The sequence below is a fragment of the Streptomyces sp. P13-3-3 genome (assembly GCF_050571355.1).
Classification (GTDB): Bacteria; Actinomycetota; Actinomycetes; order Streptomycetales; family Streptomycetaceae; genus Streptomyces; species Streptomyces althioticus.
Genome location: NZ_CP192228.1, coordinates 2,589,163 through 2,610,000 on the forward strand (window position 1 = coordinate 2,589,163; position 20,838 = coordinate 2,610,000).

Consider the following 20,838-nt stretch of genomic DNA (forward strand, 5'->3'; position numbering starts at 1 on the left):
GTTGCGCCGTTTTACGCCGCCCAGGTGCGGGACACGGCTCCTGTGGCCGATTCCGCCCCCATGTCCCGCAGGTAAGGACGCGCGGGGACTCGTGAAGATTCCCGGTCCGGAAAGATTTAGGCCAACCACCCTGTGAAACCTGGAAGGAAGGGCCGGGGAACCCGCCCCGGATTCCGGGAGGCAATCTCCCGCAATGGCCGGACAACTCCTCCCGAACCGGCCGCGTGCCGGAATCGAACCCTCCGGACGGGTCTTCGAGTTGGCCCCGGGGCGGTAGTAGGCTCGCGCCGTTTGTTGACGCACATGTGTGCCCTCGGTCACCCGGGGGACCGAGCTGGGGGAGGCCATGCGCTTTCGCGGGAAGTCCATCCGCCGGAAGATCGTGGCGCTGCTCCTCGTGCCGCTGCTGTCCCTCACCACGCTCTGGGCCTTCACCACCGTGCTCACGAGCCGTGAGGCGAGCCACCTGTTCGACGTGTCGTCGGTGATGGAGAAGGTCGGCTACCCCGTCGAGGACACCGTCCGCGTCCTCCAGCAGGAACGGCGCCAGACCCTCGTCCATCTCGCCGACCCCCGCGCCTCCGACGGCCTCACGGCTCTCAAGGCGAGCCGCGCGGCCACGGACAGGGCCGTGGCCGCCGTCCGCAGGAGCGCGTCCGGCGACGGCGTGCGCGAGGCCATGCACGGCAGTTCCGACAAACTCGACGCCGCCCTCGACTCGTTCGAGGGCATCGAGTCCCTCCGCCGCAGCGTCGACGACGGCACCGTCGACCGCCGCCAGGCGCTCGACCTCTACAACCGCCTCGTCGACCCCTGCTACGTGCTGTTGTCCGACCTGCACGTCGTCGAGGACGTCGGCCTCGACAAGCAGTACCGCGCCCTGGTGAACCTCTCCCGCGCCCGCGAACTGCTCTCCCGCGAGGACGCCCTGCTCGGCTCCGCCCTGATCGTCGGCAAGCTGGCCCCGACCGAGGTGCGGGACGTCTCCGACCTCATGGCCCAGCGCACCCTGCTGTACGAGACCGCCCTGCCGCAGCTCCCCGCCGACGAACGCGACCGCTACGACACCTTCTGGGGCAACGCCACGACCGCCCCGCTGCGGGTCGGCGAGCAGGCCGCCGTCTTCGCCGAGGACGGCGAGCCCCGCGGCGTCACCGCCAAGAGCTGGGACACCGCCGCCGGAGAGGTGCTCGACGAACTCGGCGCCCTCAACGACCAGGCGACCGACCGCTACCAGGAACGCGTCCGGCCCGTCGCCATGGGCGTCATCGCCAAGGCCGTCGCCGCCGGTGTGCTCGGTCTCGCCGCCCTGCTGTTCTCCCTGTACCTCTCCGTGCGCGTCGGCCGGAAACTCATCCGCGACCTCAGGCAGCTGCGCCTGGAGGCCCACGAGGCCTCCGGGGTGCGGCTGCCCAGCGTGATGCGCCGTCTCTCGGCCGGCGAGCAGGTCGACGTCGAGACCGAGGTCCCGCGCCTCGAGTACGACAAGAACGAGATCGGCGAGGTCGGCCAGGCCCTCAACACCCTCCAGCGCGCCGCCGTCGAGGCCGCCGTCAAACAGGCCGAACTGCGGTCCGGCGTCTCCGAGGTGTTCGTCAACCTCGCCCGCCGCAGCCAGGTGCTGCTGCACAAGCAGCTCACCCTGCTCGACGCGATGGAGCGCCGTACCGACGACACCGAGGAACTCGCCGACCTGTTCCGGCTGGACCACCTGACCACCCGTATGCGCCGCCACGCCGAGGGCCTGGTCATCCTCTCCGGCGCAGCCCCCTCCCGGCAGTGGCGCAAGCCCGTCCAGCTCATGGACGTCGTACGGGCCTCCGTCGCCGAGGTCGAGGACTACGAGCGCATCGAGGTCCGCCGGCTCCCCAGGGTCGCCGTCACCGGTCCCGCCGTCGCCGACCTCACGCACCTGGTGGCCGAACTGCTGGAGAACGCCACCGTGTTCTCCCCGCCGCACACCGCCGTCCAGGTCGTCGGCGAACGCGTCGGCAACGGCTTCACCCTGGAGATCCACGACCGGGGCCTCGGCATGGCCGCCGACGCACTGCTCGACGCCAACCTGCGGCTCGCGGAGACACCGGAGTTCGAGCTCTCCGACACCGACCGGCTGGGCCTGTTCGTCGTCAGCCGGCTCGCCCAGCGGCAGAACGTCCGTGTCTCCCTCCAGCCGTCCCCGTACGGCGGCACCACGGCCGTCGTCTTCATCCCGGACGCACTGCTCACCGACGACGTGCCCGACACCAACGGCGTCGGATTCCGCCTCGACCGCCCGCACCGCACGGAGAAGGAACCGGCGGACAGCCGCCGCGCCGCGCTCTCCCAGGTGCCCGTCGCCCTGCCCGGTCTGCCCGCCTCCGTGCTGGACGGACCGGTCGAACTCGAGGCGCCCGTCGACCTGGACGCCCTCGACGGCTTCCCCGCCCTGGACGACGAGGACGGCGAGCACGGCGGCCTGTTCCGGCCCCGCCGCTCCCACCCGGACGACGAACGGCCCGGCCGCTACACCGCACGGCACGAGACCGCCGACGACGAGCGGGACTCGGCCGGCGAGCGGGGGAGCGGACCCGTGCCGCTCACCCGTCGGGCGACCCCCAAGCTGGTCAGCTCCCACGGCCGCCCGGTCCGCGACCAGCGGGCCCGCGGCGGACGGACCGACGACGACGCCGCCGCCCCGCACACCCGCCCCGACGCGGACGAGCCGCCTCCGCTGCCGTCCCGGCGGCGCGGCGACACCGGCCGCCGGGCCATCGGCCGTGCCGGCGCCGAACCCGTGTCGGAACTCCCCGGACGCGACAAGGAGCAGCCGGGCGCGGAGACACCGCCGCCCCTGCCCAGCCGCCGCCGCGGCACCGGACCCGTCCGCCCGGCCGAGGGCCCCGCGGAAGGGGACGCCACTCAGGCGCCCGGTCCCGCGGACCCGGCGTCCGGCGCCCCCGCCCGCCGCCCCGCGACCACGCACGGCGGCCCCGACGACTCCTCCCCGGTCACCGGCGACACGGACACCGGCTCACCGCAGCCCGACGGCGCGGCACTGCCCCGGCGCGTGCGGCAGGCCAGCCTGGCCCCGCAGCTCAAGCGCGACGCCGCGGCCCGGAAGACCGACCGGGCCCGGCCCGCCGAACGGGACGCGGACGAAGTACGCAGCCGCATGGCCTCGCTCCAGCGCGGCTGGCAGCGCGGCCGGGAGGAGAACGCCGCGGGCGACGACGCCGGCAGCGGCACAGCACCACGACGAAGGACTAAGGGGGACGGTCGATGACCGAACCGAGCGCCACCGGCCACACGAACGACAAGGGCGAGCTGAACTGGCTCCTCGACGACCTGGTGGACCGCGTCGCCAGCATCCGCAAGGCGATCGTGCTCTCCGGCGACGGTCTGCCCACGGGGGCGTCCCAGGACCTCACCCGGGAGGACAGCGAGCACCTGGCCGCCGTCGCCTCCGGCTTCCACAGCCTCGCCAAGGGCGTGGGGCGCCACTTCGAGGCCGGCGAGGTCCGCCAGACCGTCGTCGAGCTCGACGAGGCGTTCCTGTTCGTCACCGCGGCCGGGGACGGCAGCTGCCTCGCGGTCCTCGCGGACGCCGACTCCGACGTGGGCCAGGTGGCCTACGAGATGACCCTCCTGGTGAAGCGGGTCGGCGTGCACCTGGGCGCCGCGCCACGCACCGATCTGCCCTCGGGTGGGTAGTGGACCGACATGAGCGATCACGGTCAGGGTAGGAGCCACTGGTTCGACGACGAGGCCGGACCGGTCGTCCGTCCGTACGCCATGACGCGGGGCCGCACCACCAGTGCGGCCCAGCACCGCCTCGACCTGATCGCCGTGGTCGTCGCGGAGCCGCACGCGGACGACGCGGAGGACGACCCCTCCCTCTCCCCGGAGCACGTCGACATCGTCGGGCTGTGCCGCGACACGCCCCAGTCGGTCGCCGAACTCGCCGCCGGCCTCGACCTGCCGGTCGGCGTGGTCCGGGTCCTCGTGGGAGATCTCGTGGACGCGGAATTCGTCCACGTGAACCGGCCGGTACCCCCGGCGGAGCTGCCGGACGAGAGTATTCTGCGCGACGTGATCAACGGCCTCCGGGCGCTGTGACCGGCGCGGAAGCGGGGTAGTGACGTGACAGGCTGGCAGTTCTGGGTCGACCGAGGCGGCACCTTCACCGACATCGTCGCGCGTCGCCCCGACGGCCGGCTGCTCACCCGCAAGGTCCTCTCCGACCACCCCGGCCCGGACCGCTCCGGCCCGCCCGGCGCCGACGCGGCCGTCACCGGCGTCCGCGCGCTGCTGGACGGCTCCGACGACCCCGTCGACGTCGTCCGCATGGGCACCACCGTCGCCACCAACGCCCTCCTCGAACGCAAGGGCGAGCGCACCCTGCTGGTCGTCACCCGGGGCTTCCGCGACGCCCTGCGGATCGCCTACCAGAACCGCCCGTACATCTTCGCGCGCCGCATCGACCTGCCCTTACCACTGCACGAGCGGGTCGTCGAGGTGGACGAACGCGTCGCCGCCGACGGCACCGTGCTGCGCGCCCCCGACCTCGACGCCCTCGAAGGCCCGCTGCGGCAGGCGTACGACGACGGGATCCGGGCCGTCGCCGTGGTCTGCCTGCACAGCGACCGCCACCCCGCCCACGAACAGGCCGTCGGGGAACTCGCCGCCCGTACCGGCTTCCCGCAGATCTCCCTCTCCAGCGAGACCAGTCCGCTGATGAAGCTGGTGCCGCGCGGGGACACCGCCGTCGTCGACGCCTATCTCTCACCCGTGCTGCGCCGCTACGTGCGCCAGGTCGCCGACGCGCTCGAAGGCGTGCGGCTGATGTTCATGCAGTCCAACGGCGGGCTGACCGAGGCCCGGCAGTTCCGCGGCAAGGACGCCGTCCTGTCCGGACCGGCCGGCGGGATCGTCGGCATGGCCCGCATGTCGCAGCTCGCCGGCTTCGACCGGGTCATCGGGTTCGACATGGGCGGCACCTCCACCGACGTCTCCCACTTCGCCGGCGAGTACGAGCGCGTCTTCACCACGCAGATCGCCGGGGTGCGGCTGCGCGCCCCGATGCTCGACATCCACACCGTCGCCGCCGGAGGCGGCTCGGTCCTCCACTTCGACGGCTCCCGCTACCGCGTCGGACCCGACTCGGCGGGCGCCGACCCCGGCCCCGCCTGCTACCGGCGCGGCGGCCCGCTCGCCGTCACCGACGCCAACGTCATGCTGGGCCGCATCCAGCCCGCCCACTTCCCGGCCGTGTTCGGCCCGGGCGGCGACCAGCCGCTCGACGCGGACCTGGTCCGCGCGCGCTTCACCGCGCTCGCCCGCGAGATCCACGAGAGCACCGGCGACAACCGCACCCCCGAACAGGTCGCCGAGGGCTATCTCCAGATCGCCGTCGCGAACATCGCGGCCGCGGTCAAGCGCATCTCCGTGCAGAAGGGCCACGACATCACGCGGTACGCCCTCACCACCTTCGGCGGGGCGGGCGGCCAGCACGCGTGCATGGTCGCGGACTCCCTCGGCATCCGCACCGTCCTCGTACCGCCCATGGCGGGCGTGCTGTCCGCCCTCGGCATCGGCCTCGCCGACACCACCGCCATGCGCGAACGCTCCGTCGAGGCACCGCTGGAGGCCGCCGCCATGCCCCGAGTCCAGGCGATCGCCGACGAGCTGGAGGAGACCGCCCGCGCCGAACTCCTCGCCGAGGACGTCCCGGAGGAGCGCATCGCCGTCACCCACCGGGCGCAGCTGCGCTACGACGGCACCGACACCACCCTCACCGTCGGGCTCACCGACCCGGACACGATGCGGCGCGCCTTCGAGGACCGGCACCGCGCCACCTACTCCTTCACCCTCGACCGCCCGGTCGTCGTCGAGGCCCTGTCCGTCGAGGCCACCGGCACCACCGAACCTCCCGACCTCTCCGCCCTCGCCACCTGGTCCGGACGGCCCGCCGCACCTGTCACCGTCCGCCTGCACACCGGGGGCGCCTGGCGGGACGTCCCCCTCCACCGCCGCGAGGACCTTCCTCCCGGGGAGACCGTCACCGGCCCCGCGATCATCGCCGAGGACGGCTCCACGACCGTCGTCGACGACGGCTGGCGGGCCGCCACCACCGACGACGGACACCTCGTCATGGAGCGCGTGACCGTCCCGCAGGGGTCCGAGGTGGACACGGAGGTCGACCCCGTCCTGCTGGAGATCTTCAACAACCTCTTCATGTCCATCGCCGAACAGATGGGCGCGCGCCTGGAGTCCACCGCCCAGTCCGTCAACATCAAGGAACGGCTGGACTTCTCCTGCGCCCTCTTCGACCCGGACGGGAACCTGGTGGCCAACGCCCCGCACATCCCCGTCCACCTCGGCTCGATGGGCACCAGCGTCAAGGAGGTCATCCGGCGGCGCGGCGCCTCCATGCGCCCCGGCGACACCTACGCCGTCAACGACCCGTACCACGGCGGCACCCACCTGCCCGACGTCACCGTCATCACCCCCGTCTTCGGCACGCCCGAGGACGGCACGGAACCCGAGGTCCTCTTCCACGTCGCCTCCCGCGGACACCACGCCGAGATCGGCGGCATCGCGCCCGGCTCCATGCCCGCGAACAGCCGCACCATCGAGGAGGAGGGCGTCCTCTTCGACAACTGGCTGCTCACCGAGAACGGCCGGTTCCGCGAGGAGGAGACCCTCCGCCTGCTCACCGGGGCGGCCCACCCCTCCCGCAACCCGGCCACCAACCTCGCCGACCTGCGCGCCCAGATCGCCGCCAACCACAAGGGCGTCGAAGAGGTCGGCCGCATGATCGACACCTACGGCCTCGACGTCGTCCAGGCCTACATGCGGCACGTCCAGGACAACGCGGAGGAAGCGGTGCGCCGCGTCGTCGACGCCCTCGACGACGGCGCGTACGCCTACGAGACCGACTCCGGCGCCGTCATCCGCGTCAAGGTGCGCGTGGACCGCGCCGCACGCTCCGCGACGATCGACTTCACCGGCACCTCGCCGCAGCTCGCCACCAATTTCAACGCGCCCTTCTCCGTCGTCAACGCGGCCGTCCTGTACGTCTTCCGCACCCTGGTCGACGACGACATCCCGCTCAACGACGGCTGCCTGCGCCCGCTGCGCATCGTCGTCCCGCCCGGCTCCCTGCTCGCGCCCGAACCCCCGGCCGCCGTCGTCGCGGGCAACGTGGAGACCTCACAGGCCGTCACCGGCGCCCTCTACGCGGCGCTCGGCGTCCAGGCCGAGGGGTCCGGCACCATGAACAACGTGACCTTCGGCAACGCCCGCCACCAGTACTACGAGACGGTGGCGTCGGGTTCCGGCGCCGGGGAGGGCCACGACGGCGCACCCGTCGTCCAGACCCACATGACCAACTCCCGGCTCACCGACCCGGAGATCCTGGAGTGGCGGCTGCCGGTCCGGCTCGACGAGTTCGCCGTGCGCCGGGGCAGCGGCGGCGCCGGACGGTGGCGCGGCGGCGACGGAGCCGTGCGCCGCATCCGCTTCCTGGAGCCCATGACCGTCTCCACGCTGTCCCAGCACCGCAGGGTGCCGCCCTACGGCATGGCGGGCGGACACCCCGGAGCGACGGGCGCCAACCGGATCGAGCGGGCCGACGGCACCGTCACCCCGCTCGCCGGCAGCGACTCGGCGGACGTCGGCCCCGGCGACGTCCTCGTCATCGAAACCCCCGGCGGCGGGGGATACGGCCCGCCGCCCGACCACGATCGAGCAGGAGAAGAGACCGATGATCTTCGGGCGTTCTGAGCGCGGCAAGCCCCCGGTCGAGCCGGTCACGCTCAAGATCCTGGTGGCCGGCGGCTTCGGCGTGGGCAAGACCACGCTCGTCGGCGCGGTCAGCGAGATCAGGCCGCTGCGCACCGAGGAACTCCTCACGGAGGCCGGGCGGCCCGTCGACGACACCAGCGGCGTCGAGGCGAAGAGCACCACCACCGTCGCCATGGACTTCGGGCGCATCACCCTGCGCGAGGACCTGGTGCTGTACCTGTTCGGCACGCCCGGGCAGGAGCGTTTCTGGTTCATGTGGGACGAGCTGTCCGAGGGCGCGCTCGGCGCGGTGGTCCTCGCCGACACCCGGCGCCTGGAGGACTGCTTCGCCGCCGTCGACTACTTCGAGCGGCGCGCCATACCCTTCGTGGTCGGCGTCAACTGCTTCGAGGGGTCGGCCCGTTACCCGGAGGACGCGGTACGCAGGGCCCTCGACCTCGACGACGACGTACCGCTGGTGCTGACCGACGCGCGCGACCGCGAGTCGGTCAAGGAGGTCCTGGTCGGCGTCGTCCAGCACGCCATGACCCAGGCGGCGCGACGGCGCAGCGCGGTCACCACCTGACCCGGCCGCGCGGACGCGGCCCGTGCTCCCGCCGACAGGAGCACGAGCCGCCGCACGACGGACGGGTCACCCCGCGCGCACGGCTCAGTCCTCGCCCTCCTCGACCCAGCCGAGGCTCTTCTCCACCGCCTTGCGCCAGTTGCGGTACTCACGGTCCCGCACGGACGACGACATGCCGGGCGTCCACTCGGCGTCCTTCCGCCAGTGCGACTTCAGCTCGTCCAGGCCGTTCCACACGCCCGTGGCCAGTCCCGCCGCGTAGGCGGCGCCCAGGCAGGTCGTCTCCGACACCCTGGGCCTGATCACCGGCACGTCGAGCACGTCCGCCTGGTGCTGCATCAGCAGGCCGTTCTTCGTCATGCCGCCGTCGACCTTCAGCGTGGTGATGCGCACCCCGGAATCCTGGTACATGGCGTCGACGACCTCACGCGTCTGCCAGCTCGTCGCCTCCAGCACCGCCCGCGCCAGGTGCGCCTTGGTGACGTAACGGGTCAGGCCCGTGACGACACCGCGCGCGTCGGAGCGCCAGTACGGGGCGAAGAGGCCGGAGAACGCGGGCACGATGTACGCCCCGCCGTTGTCCTCCACGCTCGCGGCGAGCGGCTCTATCTCGTCCGCGGTGCGGATGATGCCGAGCTGGTCGCGGAACCACTGCACCAGCGCGCCCGTGAGGGCGATCGACCCCTCCAGGCAGTAGACGGGCGCCTCGTCGCCGATCTTGTAGCCCATGGTGGTGAGCAGCCCGTGCTTCGACGGGACCGGCCGGTCACCGGTGTTGAGCAGCAGGAAACTCCCGGTGCCATAGGTGTTCTTGGCGGTGCCGACGTCGTAGCAGGCCTGTCCGAAGACCGCCGCCTGCTGGTCGCCCAGCGCGGAGGCGACGGGGACCCCGGAGAGCTGGCCCACGGCGGTGCCGTAGACCTCGGCGGAGGACCTGATCTCCGGGAGCACCGCCTCGGGGACATTCATCGCGGCGAGGACGGTCGGGTCCCACTGGAGGGTCTCCAGGTTCATCAGCATCGTCCGTCCGGCGTTGGTCACGTCGGTGACGTGCCGTCCGCCGTCGGTGCCGCCGGTGAGGTTCCAGATCAGCCAGGAGTCGATGGTGCCGAACGCGATCTCGCCGTTCTCCGCGCGGGCCCGCAGCCCGGGTACGTTGTCCAGCAGCCAGGCCGCCTTGGGTCCGGAGAAGTAGCTGGCCAGCGGCAGGCCCGTGCGGTCGCGGAACCGGTCCTGTCCGTCGGAGCCGCCGAGCTGTGCGCACAGGCCCGCGGTGCGGGTGTCCTGCCACACGACGGCGTTGTGCACGGGCTTGCCCGTGGACCGGTCCCACAGGACCGTCGTCTCACGCTGGTTGGTGATGCCCAGCGCGCTGAGCTGGTCGGCGCGCAGGCCCGCCTTGGCGAGCGCGCCGGCCACCACCGCCTGCACCTTCGACCAGATCTCGGTCGCGTCGTGCTCCACCCAGCCCGGCTTCGGGAAGATCTGGCGGTGCTCGCGCTGGTCGACGGCGACGACCGCGCCGTGCTGGTCGAAGACGATGCAACGGCTGGAGGTGGTGCCCTGGTCGATCGCGGCGACGAACTTGTCCGTCATGACGTCCCCTTCGTCGGTGGTGCGGAGTCAGAACGCGGCGTTGAACACGAGCCCGGACAGCGCCCCGCCGATGAGCGGTCCCACGACGGGCACCCACGCGTAGCCCCAGTCGGAGGTGCCCTTGCGGGGGATCGGGAGCAGCGTGTGCACGATGCGCGGGCCGAGGTCGCGGGCCGGGTTGATGGCGTATCCGGTGGGGCCGCCCAGCGACAGGCCGATGCCGACGACCAGGAACGACACGATGAGGATCGCGGTGCCCGACTCGCCGAGCCCTTCGGTGAGCCCGAACGCCAGGATCGGCAGGACCAGGCCCATGGTCGCGATGATCTCGGTGACGAGGTTGGCGACCGGGCGGCGGATCGCCGGGGTGGTGGAGAAGATGCCGAGCGTCGGCTGGGAGATGTCCTCCTCGGCGTTGGCCTCGAACTGCGCGTAGTACACCAGCCAGCACAGCAGGGCGCCCAGCATCGCGCCGACCATCTGCCCGGCCACGTAGATGTCGACCGTGTCCCACTCGCCGGTGTCGACGGCGATCCCGAGGGTGACCGCCGGGTTGAGGTGCCCGCCGGACAGCGGTGCCGCGGTGTACGCCCCGGCCATCACGCCGAAGCCCCAGCCGAAGGCGATGACCACCCAGCCGGCGTCCTTGGCCTTCGAGTAGTTGAGGACGACGGCGGCGACCACGCCGGCGCCGAAGAGGATGAGGATGGCGGTGCCGATGACCTCGCCGACGAATATGTCTCCGTTGCTCATGGCGGCTCCTGGGCCGGGGCCCAGGACGGTCGGCCCCGGACCTCACGTGCAGGGTGCGTTTCCCGTGGCGACGTCAGCCGAAGGCAGGGAGGATCCGCGCCCCGCCCGGCGTCCGTGACGAGCGTGCCGTCGCAGCCGCATCGCCCGTGGGGGAGTCCTGGCGTCGGTGAACGCCTGCCGTGGCGCGCCGAAATGCGCCGAGATGTACGGCGATGTCGACTGACACCGGAAGTGTTCACCTGTGGTCAGGAAGCGTCAAGGTCGGCGACAGAACGGGCCGGGGCGCCTGCTTCCGTGCCGCGGCCCTCGTCTGATAGATGCAGGGGACATGACACGTTCTTCCCGCGCGGTACGCGCCCTGGTCACCACTCTCGCCGCCCTGCTCACCGCGACGGCGGCGGCCGCACCCGCCCGGGCGACCCCCGAACCCAAGGCGCCCCGCGACTTCGTGGCCCTCCACAGCGTCGACCCGACGATCCTCCACGAGATCCGCTACGTCACCCCGCACAACTTCGTCGGCGAGCGCATCGACGGCTACCGGCAGCCCCTCTGCATCCTCACCCGCCCCGCCGCCGAAGCCCTCCGCACCGCCCAGCGCCGCCTGCTGCCGCAGGGCTACTCCCTGAAGGTGTACGACTGCTACCGCCCGCAGCGCGCCGTGGACCACTTCGTCCGCTGGGCCGAGGACCTCGACGACCAGACCATGAAGGCCGAGTTCTACCCGAACGTCGACAAGACCCGCCTGTTCGCCGACGGGTACATCGCGGAGAAGTCCGGCCACAGCCGCGGCTCCACGGTCGACCTCACCCTCGTGAAACTCCCCGCCCACCCCACACGCCCCTACCAGCCCGGCGAACCCCTCACCCCCTGCTTCGCCCCGAAGGACGAGCGGTTCCCCGACAACTCCCTGGACATGGGCACCGGTTACGACTGCTTCGACACCCTCAGCCACACCCTCGACCCGCGCATCACGGGCGAGCAGCGCGCCAACCGGACGCTGCTCAAGAGCACCCTGGAGGACCTCGGCTTCGTGAACCTCGCCGAGGAATGGTGGCACTACACCTTCAAGCCCGAGGCCTACCCGGACACCTACTTCGACTTCCCCGTGTCCCACCGGTCCGTCGCCGGCCACCGCTAGACCGCCCTCACGGAGACGCCCCTTCCGCCATCGGATACAGTCCCGCGCGTGTCCGATAACCACGTTCCCAACTCCGCGGCGGGCAGCCACTGTTCGTCCTGCGGCGCGCCCTACGGAGAGGGCGTCTCCGGCTGGCCGCGCACCTGCCCCTCCTGCGGCGCCGTCGCCTACCGCAACCCGCTCCCCGTCGCCGTGGCCCTCCAGCCCGTGTACGACACCCAGGGCACCGCCCTGCTCGTCGTCACCCGTGCGATCCCGCCCGCCAAGGGCGGCACCGCCCTGCCCGGCGGCTACATCGACCACGGCGAGGACTGGCGCCACGCCGTCGTCCGCGAACTCGAGGAGGAGACCGGCCTCAACGCGGAGAGCCGCGACGTCCGGCTCGTCGACGCCATGAGCGCCCCCGACGGCCACCTGCTGCTGTTCGGCCTGCTCCCCGAACGCCCGGCGGCCGACCTGCCCCCCTCCACGCCCACCGACGAGACCGAGGGCACGCACCTGCTGCGCCGCCCCGAGGAACTCGGCTTCCCCCTGCACACCGTGGCGGTGCGCGCCTTCTTCGAGGGCCGCTACATCTGACCGCCCGCCCCGTCGAGCCCGCGGACCCGTACCGGCCGGGACGGCTCCCGAGCGCCGTCCTCCGTCTCCCGCCGTACGACGACCCGCGGGCCCGAGCGGGTCACCAAGTACCGCTCGGCCTCCGGCTCCTCGCCGCCGTCCCCGCCGTCCGGCACCACCAGCCCGCCCCCGCTCCGGCCCGGGGCGGGCGCCCACACCTCCAGCTCGGTCCCCCCGTCCTCCCCGCGCACCGGCAGCACCGCACCCGCCCGCGCGAACACCGGTATCCGCTCCAACGGGGCGTCGACCAGCACCTTCGCCGGCCCCTCGTACGCCCGCCCCGTCGCCGTGTCGTACCACCGCCCGCGCGGCAGCCGCACCTCCCGCCGGACCGCACCCGGCTCCAGCACCGGCGCCACCAGCAGCGCGTCACCCAGCAGGAACACGTCCTCACAGTCCCGCAGCTCCCGCTCCTCCGGTGCCGGCCACCACACCGGCCGCACCATCGGCGCCCCGGTCCGCCGCGCGAGGTGCGCCAGCGTCACGAAGTACGGCAGCAGACGCCGCCGTTCGCCCAGCGCCACGCGCGCGTGCCCCAGCACCACCGCGCCGTACTCCCACGGCCCGCCGCCCGCCGGACCCACGGCGCCCGTGCGCAGCAGCGGCAGATACGCAGTCAACTGAAGCCGCCGCACGTACAGTTCGGACGCCCCGCCCTCCCCGCCGCCCGCCACGTCCGAACCCGAGAACGGCACACCGCACAGCCCGAGCCCCACCACCTGCGCGAGGGATGCCCGCAGCCCGGGCCACCCCGCGGCACCCTCTCCCGACCACACCCCGCCGTACCGCTGCGACCCCGCCCATCCGGACGGTGACAGCACCAAGGGCCGCTCGTCGGCAGCCACTTCGTCCCGGAGGCCTTCGTGCGCGGCCCGGGCCAGGCACAGAGCATTCACGCGCCCGAACCGGTCGGATCCGTCGACCGTGTGCCACACCCCCGCGAAGCCCCGCGCCGCCTGCCCCGCGCACCGCACGCGCGCGTCGGCGGGATCCGGACACGTCCCCTCGCCGCGCCGGTCCTCCGCACGCACCGCCGCGGGCACCGCCGACACCAGCCGTATCCCCACCCGCCGCAGCTCGTCAGCCAGCACCGGCAGCTTCGGGAAGCGGTCCTCATCGACCGTGAACGCCCGACCGCCCTCCAGGTGCCCGGCGCCCAGATGCACCGCGTCCAGCGGCAGCCCCCGCTCGAGATGACCGGCGACCACCCGCCGCACCTCGTCCTCACCGCCGACGCCCTCCCGCACGAGGTGATGGCCGAACGCCCACGCGGGCGGCAGCACAGGCGCCCCGGTCAGTGACGCCCACGTCAGCAGCACCCGCGCCGGCGTGCCCGCCATCACCCAGCCGCGCACCGGACCGCCCTCCATGCGCAGCTCGCCCGTGCCCACCCGGTCGTGCCCCGAACCGGCGCCCTCCACGCCCTCCCGCAGCGTCAGCGTGCCGTCCCACGGGTTGTCGACGAACAGCAGATGCGTACCCGCGTCGGCCACCACCAGCTGCACGGGCACCGACACCGGAACCGCGCTCCCCGTTCCCGTGACGCCGTTCCCCGGCCGGCGGGCGCCGTCCTGCGGCCGTGGCCCCGCCACCCGGCCGCCAGGACCGAAGAAGCGGGCGTCCGCCGGCACCTCCGACCGCTGCATCCACCGCGCCGGGCCGCCGTCCTCCACCTCCCACCAGCGCGGCGGCAGATCACGCCGCAACATCACACCCCCGGGCGTCAGCACCTCCAGCGCACCGAGCCGCGACACCGCGACCGTCACCCGCTCGGCCACCACGCGCCAGCCGCCGTCCGTGTCCGGCTCCAGCTCCGCCCGCGGATCCGGCTCGGGACACGCCCCGGCCAACGCGAACGACGGCTCAGGACCGGCCCCGTCCCACCCCCAGAACACGGCGCCGTTCACCGCGACGAGGATCCGCAGCTCCGAGCGGGCGAACCGGATCACACCCCCACCGGGACCCGGCTCCACCTCCCGCACCGCCCCCGGCACCCGCGCCCGCACCCGCGGCCCCGGCCCGGTGGCGTCCCCACCCCGCCTGCGCCACGCTGCTCGTACGGTACGCAAACCCCGTGCCGCTCCCGCCACACCGACCGACCACCACGAAGGCACCAGGTCACGACCGTTCATGTTGCTCACCCTGCCATCGACCGCGCCCCGCAAGCGTGGCGTTCAACTCCCGTTAACCCGTGATCGGACCACATCTTCACGACAGGGACTATGTGGGGGGCACCCTGGTGCAGAAGTCGATCACGTGGCATCGTCCCTGTCAGCCGCGTCACGCGCACACCCCAGCCCGTGCGCGGAGGACGCACACGACGCGCACAGTCCGGGAGCCGCCCCATGTCGACCGTGAACCCCCAGCCGCTCTGGCAGCCGACAGCGGAACGTATCGCCGAGGCCCGCATCACCCGGTTCCAGGCCTGGGCCGCCGAACACCACGGAGCCCCCGCCGACGGCGGTTACGCGGCACTCCACCGGTGGTCCGTCGAAGAGCTGGAGACCTTCTGGAAAGCGGTCACCGAGTGGTTCGACGTCCGCTTCACCACGCCGTACAAGCGCGTCCTCGGCGACCGCTCCATGCCCGGCGCCCAGTGGTTCCCCGGAGCGACCCTCAACTACGCCGAGCACGCCCTGCGGGCCGCCGACTCCCGCGCCGACGAGCCGGCCCTGCTCCACGTCGACGAGACCCACGACCCCCGCCCCGTCACCTGGGCCGACCTGCGCCGCCAGGTCGGCTCCCTCGCCGCCGAACTGCGCGCCCTCGGCGTACGCCCCGGCGACCGCGTCAGCGGCTACCTGCCGAACATCCCCGAGGCCGTCGTCGCCCTCCTCGCCACCGCGGCCGTCGGCGGCGTGTGGACCTCCTGCGCCCCCGACTTCGGCGCCCGCAGCGTCCTCGACCGCTTCCAGCAGGTCGAACCGGTCGTCCTCTTCACCGTCGACGGCTACCGCTACGGCGGCAAGGAACACGACCGCCGCGAGATCGTCGCCGAACTCCGCCGCGAACTGCCCACCCTTCGCGCCGTCGTGCACATCCCGCTGCTCGGCACCGACGCCCCCGACGGCGCCCTCGAGTGGTCCGCCCTCACCGCGGCCGACACCGCACCGGTCTTCGAGCAGGTGCCCTTCGACCACCCCCTGTGGGTGCTCTACTCCTCCGGCACCACCGGACTGCCCAAGGCCATCGTCCAGTCCCAGGGCGGCATCCTCGTCGAGCACCTCAAACAGCTCGGCCTGCACTGCGACCTCGGCCCCGAGGACCGCTTCTTCTGGTACACCTCCACCGGCTGGATGATGTGGAACTTCCTCGTCTCCGGCCTCCTCACCGGCACCACCGTCGTCCTCTACGACGGCAGCCCCGGACACCCCGACACCGGCGCCCAGTGGCGCATCGCCGAACGCACCGGAGCCACCCTCTACGGCACCTCCGCCGCGTACGTCATGGCCTGCCGCAAGGCCGGCGTCCACCCCTCACGCGACCACGACCTGTCCGCCGTGAAGTGCGTGGCCACCACCGGGTCCCCGCTGCCGCCCGACGGCTTCCGCTGGCTGCACGACGAGGTCCGCCACGACCTGTGGATCGCCTCCGTCAGCGGCGGCACCGACGTCTGCTCCTGCTTCGCCGGAGCCGTCCCCACCCTCCCCGTCCACATCGGCGAACTCCAGGCCCCCTGCCTCGGCACCGACCTGCAGTCCTGGGACCCCAGCGGCAAGCCCCTCACCGACGAGGTCGGCGAACTCGTGGTCACCAACCCCATGCCGTCCATGCCGATCCACTTCTGGAACGACCCCGACGGCAGCCGCTACCACGACAGCTACTTCGACACCTACCCCGGCGTCTGGCGCCACGGCGACTGGATCACCCTCACCTCGCGCGGCTCCGTCGTCATCCACGGCCGCTCCGACTCCACCCTCAACCGCCAGGGCGTCCGCATGGGCTCCGCCGACATCTACGAGGCCGTCGAACGCCTCCCCGAGATCAAGGAGTCCCTGGTCGTCGGCATCGAACAGCCCGACGGCGGCTACTGGATGCCGCTCTTCGTCCACCTGGCGCCCGGCGCCACCCTCGACGACGACCTGACCGACCGCATCAGGAAGACCATCCGCACCCAGCTCTCGCCCCGGCACGTCCCCGACGAGATCATCGAGGTGCCCGGCATCCCGCACACCCTCACCGGCAAGCGCATCGAGGTCCCGGTCAAGCGACTCCTCCAGGGCACCCCCCTGGAGAAGGCCGTCAACCCCGGCTCCATCGACAACCTCGACCTGCTCGCCCACTACCAGGAGCTGGCCCGCACCCGCCCCTGACGGTCACGCCCCGTCTCCTCCTCCGCACCCGTTGTCAGTGCCGCCGATTACGGTGAGTGAGCATTGATCGACCGTGCAGAGGGGGAGACATGGCGAACACCGACCACCGGACCCTGCGACGCGTCCTGCGCCGCGAGATCGTGGGCACCATCGGCGTGCTCACCGACGAACACGACTTCCGCGCCATGCGGCGCTACGACACCTTCGTCTTCGACGACCACACCACCTACCTGAAACACGTCGAAGCCGTGCTGCGCACCCGCGCCCTCCAGGGCAGCCACACCACGGTGGCCCTCTTCGACCCCGAGGAGTACGCCGACTGGTGCGCCCGGCACGGCCACGACCCCGACAGCCACCTCAGCCGCACCCGCTTCACCGCCGAGCACGCCGTCACCGGACCCGCCGTCCCCTACGACGGCCGGCCCCTGTCCGACCTCATGACCACCCTCGTCGACGAGGCCGTCCGCCGCGCCACCTGGGAGTACGCCACGATGCTCCTCGCCCGGCTCGGCCCCTGCGCCTCCTGCGGCGAGGACCTGGGACACGCGGCCTTCACCCGCGCCTCCCGCCTCGTCTCCCGCATCCTCGACAGCGCGCCACCGGGCGACCGCCACCTCGTCTGCAGCGTCTCCGGACCACCCGAATCCCTGGTCGCCGTCCTGCACGCCGACGACACCGACGACGGCGTCCGCATCGACGACACCGAAGCCCTGGAGTTCACCACCGTCCTGGCCGTCGCCCTCGCCACCGCCGGCCCCGGCGGCCTCGTGATGCGCACCAGTACCCCGGGCGCCCCCGACCGCATCCACGGCTGGCGCATCCGCAGCCACGGACTCGTCCCCCTCACCGCCGGAGAGGTCTTCGACGCCTACTGCACCGACACCGAGACCGGCGAGATCATCCCGCCCGAGTCCAACGTCGACTACTGCGCGTCACCCGACCTCACGGACGCCGATCCCGGCCCGGAACACCGCCACTGACCCCGGACGGCCGGAGCGGACAGCACGAGGGGCGCCCCACCGAAGTGGAGCGCCCCTCGGGACACGGCCTCACGCGGCCCGGGCAGAAACTACTCGCCCGACAGCACCGCCTGGGCCGCGCTCCGCGCCTCGTCCGCGCTGTCCGCGGCCCGGGCGGCAGCGGCCGCCCGCTCGCACTGCGCCAGAGTGAACTTCGCCAACTGCGCCCGCACATAAGGAATGGACGCCGCACCCATCGAGAGGGAGGTGACACCCAGACCCGTCAGCACACACGCCAGCAGCGGATCCGACGCGGCCTCACCGCACACACCGCAGCTCTTGCCCTCGGCCCGCGCCGCCTCGGCGGACAGCGCCACCAGGTCGAGCAGCGCCGGCTGCCACGGATCCTGCAGCCGGGACACCGCACCCACCTGACGGTCCGCGGCGAACGTGTACTGCGCGAGGTCGTTCGTGCCCAGCGACAGGAACTCCACCTCCCGCAGCACCGAACGCGCCCGCAGCGCCGCCGACGGGATCTCCACCATCGCGCCGTACTTCGCCTGCAGCCCCGCCTCGCGGCACGCGTCCGCGAACGCCTTCGCGTCGGCCCGGTCCGCCACCATCGGGGCCATCACCTCGAGGTGGACCGGCAGCCCCTCCGCGGCCTTGGCCAGCGCCGTCAGCTGGGTGCGCAGCACCTCCGGGTGGTCGAGCAGGGTCCGCAGACCCCGCACGCCCAGCGCCGGGTTCGGCTCGTCGCCCGGGGTGAGGAACTCCAGCGGCTTGTCCGCACCCGCGTCCAGCACGCGCACCACGACACGCCCCTCGGGGAACGCCTCCAGCACCTGCCGGTACGCCTCGACCTGCTTCTCCTCGGACGGAGCGTTCTTGCTGTCGTCCAGGAACAGGAACTCGGTACGGAACAGACCGACGCCCTCGGCGCCCGCCTCGACCGCCGCCGGGACGTCGGCCGGTCCGCCGACGTTCGCCAGCAGCGGCACCTTGTGCCCGTCGGCCGTCGCACCGGGACCGGTCGCCGCCGCCAGAGCGGCCTTCCGCTCGGCCGCAGCGGCCTCCAGAGCGGCCCGGCGCTCCTCGGTCGGGTTCACGAAGATCTCCCCCGAGCTGCCGTCGACCGCTATCAGCGTGCCCTCGGCGATCTCACCGGCCCCCGGCAGGGCCACGACCGCCGGCACGCCCAGGGCACGCGCCAGGATCGCGCTGTGACTGGTCGGCCCGCCCTCCTCGGTCACGAATCCGAGCACCAGCGTGGGGTCCAGCAGCGCGGTGTCCGCCGGCGCGAGGTCCCGCGCCACCAGCACGTACGGCTCGTCGCTGTCCGGCACACCCGGCATCGGCACGCCCAGCAGCCGCGCCACGATGCGGTTGCGCACGTCGTCCAGGTCGGCCACCCTGCCCGCCAGGTACTCGCCGGCGTTCGCCAGCAGCTCGCGGTACGCGGCGAACGCGTCGTAGACAGCGCGCTCGGCGGAGCTGCCCACGGCGACACGCCGGTCCACGTCGGCCATCAGCTCCGGGTCCTGTGCCATCAGGGCCTGAGCCTCGAGCACCGCCTGTGCCTCGCCGCCGGCGAGGTTCCCGCGCGCGGTCAGATCGGCCGCGACCGCCTCCACGGCCTGACGGGCGCGCTGCTGCTCCCGCTCCGCCTCCTCCGCCGGGATCTGCTTGGCCGGCGGCTCCAGCACCGCCGTGCCCATGTGCCGTACCTCGCCGATCGCCACCCCGTGGCTCACGCCGACGCCTCGCAGCGTTGTCTCCATCTCACCCGTCTCCAGTGAAGCGGCGGGTCGCGCCGCAGCGTCCGATGTCCTGTGCCGTCGCACGATGCCGTCACGGCCGTCGTGGGGACGGCGTCACGTCACTTCCAGAGGAAGAGCGCGTCGCCCGCCTTCACGTCGCCCTCTTCACGGAGCTCGGAGAGGGCGTCCGCCGTGGCCTCCAGCGCCACGATCGGGCACACGGGGGACTTGCCGGCGGCCTCGACGGCGGCCGGGTTCCAGCGCACGATGCCCTGCCCGCGCGTGACGGTGTCCCCCTTGTTGACGAGCAGCTCGAAGCCCTCGCCGTTGAGCTGGACGGTGTCGATGCCGAGGTGGGTGAGCACGCCGTGCCCGTTCTCGTCGACGACGACGAACGCGTGCGGGTGCAGGGAGACGATCACGCCGTCGACGGGGGAGACGGCCTCGGAGGGCTCCCGCACCGGGTCGATCGCGGCGCCCGGGCCGACCATGGCCCCGGAGAAGACCGGATCGGGCACGGACGCCAGTCCGATGGCGCGTCCTGCGAGCGGGGACGTCACGGTGGTCATGGGAGTCCTCCCAAGAGATGGAGATCTGTACGAGCGCCGTCACTGGCTGTCGCCGGCGTGCTGTTCAGCAGGGTATGTCATGAGACGTACCGGTTCCGGGGGACAGGTCCAGCTCCGTGGTCCAGACAAGAGGTCTAGACCACCCACCTTAATCGATTTGCACGCGGTCTGCGACCCCGTGTACAGTCTTAAACCTGCCTGGGGCTGAGGGATGCAGTCACGCATCCAGGACCCGGCAGCAATCCAACTCGTCAGATCCTCACTTCGGATCACTTTCCGCATGCCTGCGGGACGGTGGTCAGGGGGCCGGAAAAACACTGATAGAGTTTGGAAACACCGAAGGGAAGCGCCCGGAGGAAAGCCCGAGAGGGTGAGTACAAAGGAAGCGTCCGTTCCTTGAGAACTCAACAGCGTGCCAAAAGTCAACGCCAGATATGTTGATACCCCGTCCATCCCGTTCCGGATGGTCGAGGTTCCTTTGAAAAAACACAGCGAGGACGCTGTGAACGTCGGGACTATTCCTCCCGATGTTCCGCTCTCGTGATGTGTGCACCGGATCACCGGTAAACATTCACGGAGAGTTTGATCCTGGCTCAGGACGAACGCTGGCGGCGTGCTTAACACATGCAAGTCGAACGATGAACCACTTCGGTGGGGATTAGTGGCGAACGGGTGAGTAACACGTGGGCAATCTGCCCTGCACTCTGGGACAAGCCCTGGAAACGGGGTCTAATACCGGATACTGACCCGCTTGGGCATCCAAGCGGTTCGAAAGCTCCGGC

Annotated in this window: 14 protein-coding genes and 1 rRNA gene (1 of these 15 only partly in view); 10 read left to right on the forward strand and 5 right to left on the reverse strand. The window is 72.3% G+C overall.

Annotation, left to right across the window (positions count from 1 at the left end):
• The first annotated feature begins 346 nt into the window (after positions 1-346).
• The 5 genes from ACQZOG_RS11755 to ACQZOG_RS11775 are packed head-to-tail and all read left to right on the forward strand — an operon-like array spanning position 347 to position 8,350.
• Positions 347-3,262: a nitrate- and nitrite sensing domain-containing protein gene (locus ACQZOG_RS11755; protein ID WP_382005993.1), complete on the forward strand. Its 2,916-nt coding sequence runs from the start codon at positions 347-349 to the stop codon at positions 3,260-3,262.
• Positions 3,259-3,690, forward strand: a complete 432-nt coding sequence (locus tag ACQZOG_RS11760) for a roadblock/LC7 domain-containing protein (RefSeq protein ID WP_033275168.1) — start codon at positions 3,259-3,261, stop codon at positions 3,688-3,690. The genes ACQZOG_RS11755 and ACQZOG_RS11760 overlap by 4 nt, the downstream gene beginning before the upstream one ends.
• Positions 3,691-3,699: 9 nt before the next feature.
• Entirely contained in the window at positions 3,700-4,095 is a 396-nt protein-coding gene (locus tag ACQZOG_RS11765; RefSeq protein WP_033275169.1) for a DUF742 domain-containing protein, read from the forward strand.
• 24 nt (positions 4,096-4,119) lie between these two features.
• Positions 4,120-7,764, forward strand: a complete 3,645-nt coding sequence (locus tag ACQZOG_RS11770; RefSeq protein ID WP_430741485.1) for a hydantoinase B/oxoprolinase family protein — start codon at positions 4,120-4,122, stop codon at positions 7,762-7,764.
• On the forward strand, positions 7,745-8,350 hold the full coding sequence (locus ACQZOG_RS11775; RefSeq protein WP_033275171.1) for a GTP-binding protein: 606 nt from the start codon (positions 7,745-7,747) through the stop codon (positions 8,348-8,350). The genes ACQZOG_RS11770 and ACQZOG_RS11775 overlap by 20 nt, the downstream gene beginning before the upstream one ends.
• Before the next feature lie 84 nt (positions 8,351-8,434).
• Here the strand turns inward: ACQZOG_RS11775 and glpK are convergent, their stop codons facing one another.
• Complete coding sequence (glpK, locus tag ACQZOG_RS11780) at positions 8,435-9,946, reverse strand: glycerol kinase GlpK (RefSeq protein WP_033275172.1); 1,512 nt, start codon at positions 9,944-9,946, stop codon at positions 8,435-8,437.
• A 27-nt stretch (positions 9,947-9,973) separates the two neighbouring features.
• A complete protein-coding gene (locus ACQZOG_RS11785) occupies positions 9,974-10,699 on the reverse strand; it encodes an MIP/aquaporin family protein (protein ID WP_430741486.1) in 726 nt (241 codons plus the stop codon).
• Positions 10,700-11,027: 328 nt separating this feature from the next.
• Here ACQZOG_RS11785 and ACQZOG_RS11790 point away from each other — a divergent pair, with 328 nt between their 5' ends.
• Together ACQZOG_RS11790 and ACQZOG_RS11795 are read left to right on the forward strand one after the other, a co-directional pair.
• Positions 11,028-11,837, forward strand: a complete 810-nt coding sequence (locus tag ACQZOG_RS11790; RefSeq protein WP_359671965.1) for a M15 family metallopeptidase — start codon at positions 11,028-11,030, stop codon at positions 11,835-11,837.
• A 48-nt stretch (positions 11,838-11,885) separates the two neighbouring features.
• Positions 11,886-12,416, forward strand: coding sequence for an NUDIX domain-containing protein (locus ACQZOG_RS11795; RefSeq protein WP_037638510.1), 531 nt, complete (start codon positions 11,886-11,888; stop codon positions 12,414-12,416).
• Here the strand turns inward: ACQZOG_RS11795 and ACQZOG_RS11800 are convergent.
• A complete protein-coding gene (locus ACQZOG_RS11800; RefSeq protein ID WP_430741487.1) occupies positions 12,407-14,587 on the reverse strand; it encodes a glycoside hydrolase family 31 protein in 2,181 nt (726 codons plus the stop codon). The genes ACQZOG_RS11795 and ACQZOG_RS11800 overlap by 10 nt on opposite strands.
• A 213-nt stretch (positions 14,588-14,800) precedes the next feature.
• On the opposite strand from ACQZOG_RS11800, the gene ACQZOG_RS11805 reads away from it, so the two are divergent.
• Both ACQZOG_RS11805 and ACQZOG_RS11810 read left to right on the forward strand, forming a co-directional pair.
• Positions 14,801-16,768 (forward strand): acetoacetate--CoA ligase, encoded by a 1,968-nt coding sequence (locus ACQZOG_RS11805; protein ID WP_430741488.1) that lies wholly within the window; start codon positions 14,801-14,803, stop codon positions 16,766-16,768.
• 89 nt (positions 16,769-16,857) lie between these two features.
• Complete coding sequence (locus ACQZOG_RS11810; RefSeq protein WP_037638506.1) at positions 16,858-17,748, forward strand: hypothetical protein; 891 nt, start codon at positions 16,858-16,860, stop codon at positions 17,746-17,748.
• Between the two features lie 89 nt (positions 17,749-17,837).
• Here ACQZOG_RS11810 and ptsP read toward each other — a convergent pair whose 3' ends face one another.
• Positions 17,838-19,508, reverse strand: a complete 1,671-nt coding sequence (gene ptsP, locus ACQZOG_RS11815) for a phosphoenolpyruvate--protein phosphotransferase (RefSeq protein ID WP_163085899.1) — start codon at positions 19,506-19,508, stop codon at positions 17,838-17,840.
• A 98-nt stretch (positions 19,509-19,606) separates the two neighbouring features.
• Positions 19,607-20,056 carry a PTS sugar transporter subunit IIA gene (locus ACQZOG_RS11820; RefSeq protein WP_203551188.1) on the reverse strand — a complete coding sequence of 150 codons (450 nt, stop codon included), beginning with the start codon at positions 20,054-20,056 and terminating at the stop codon, positions 19,607-19,609.
• A gap of 570 nt (positions 20,057-20,626) precedes the next feature.
• Between ACQZOG_RS11820 and ACQZOG_RS11825 the strand changes: the two genes are divergently transcribed.
• A 16S ribosomal RNA gene (locus ACQZOG_RS11825) occupies positions 20,627-20,838 on the forward strand (it continues 1,314 nt past the right edge of the window).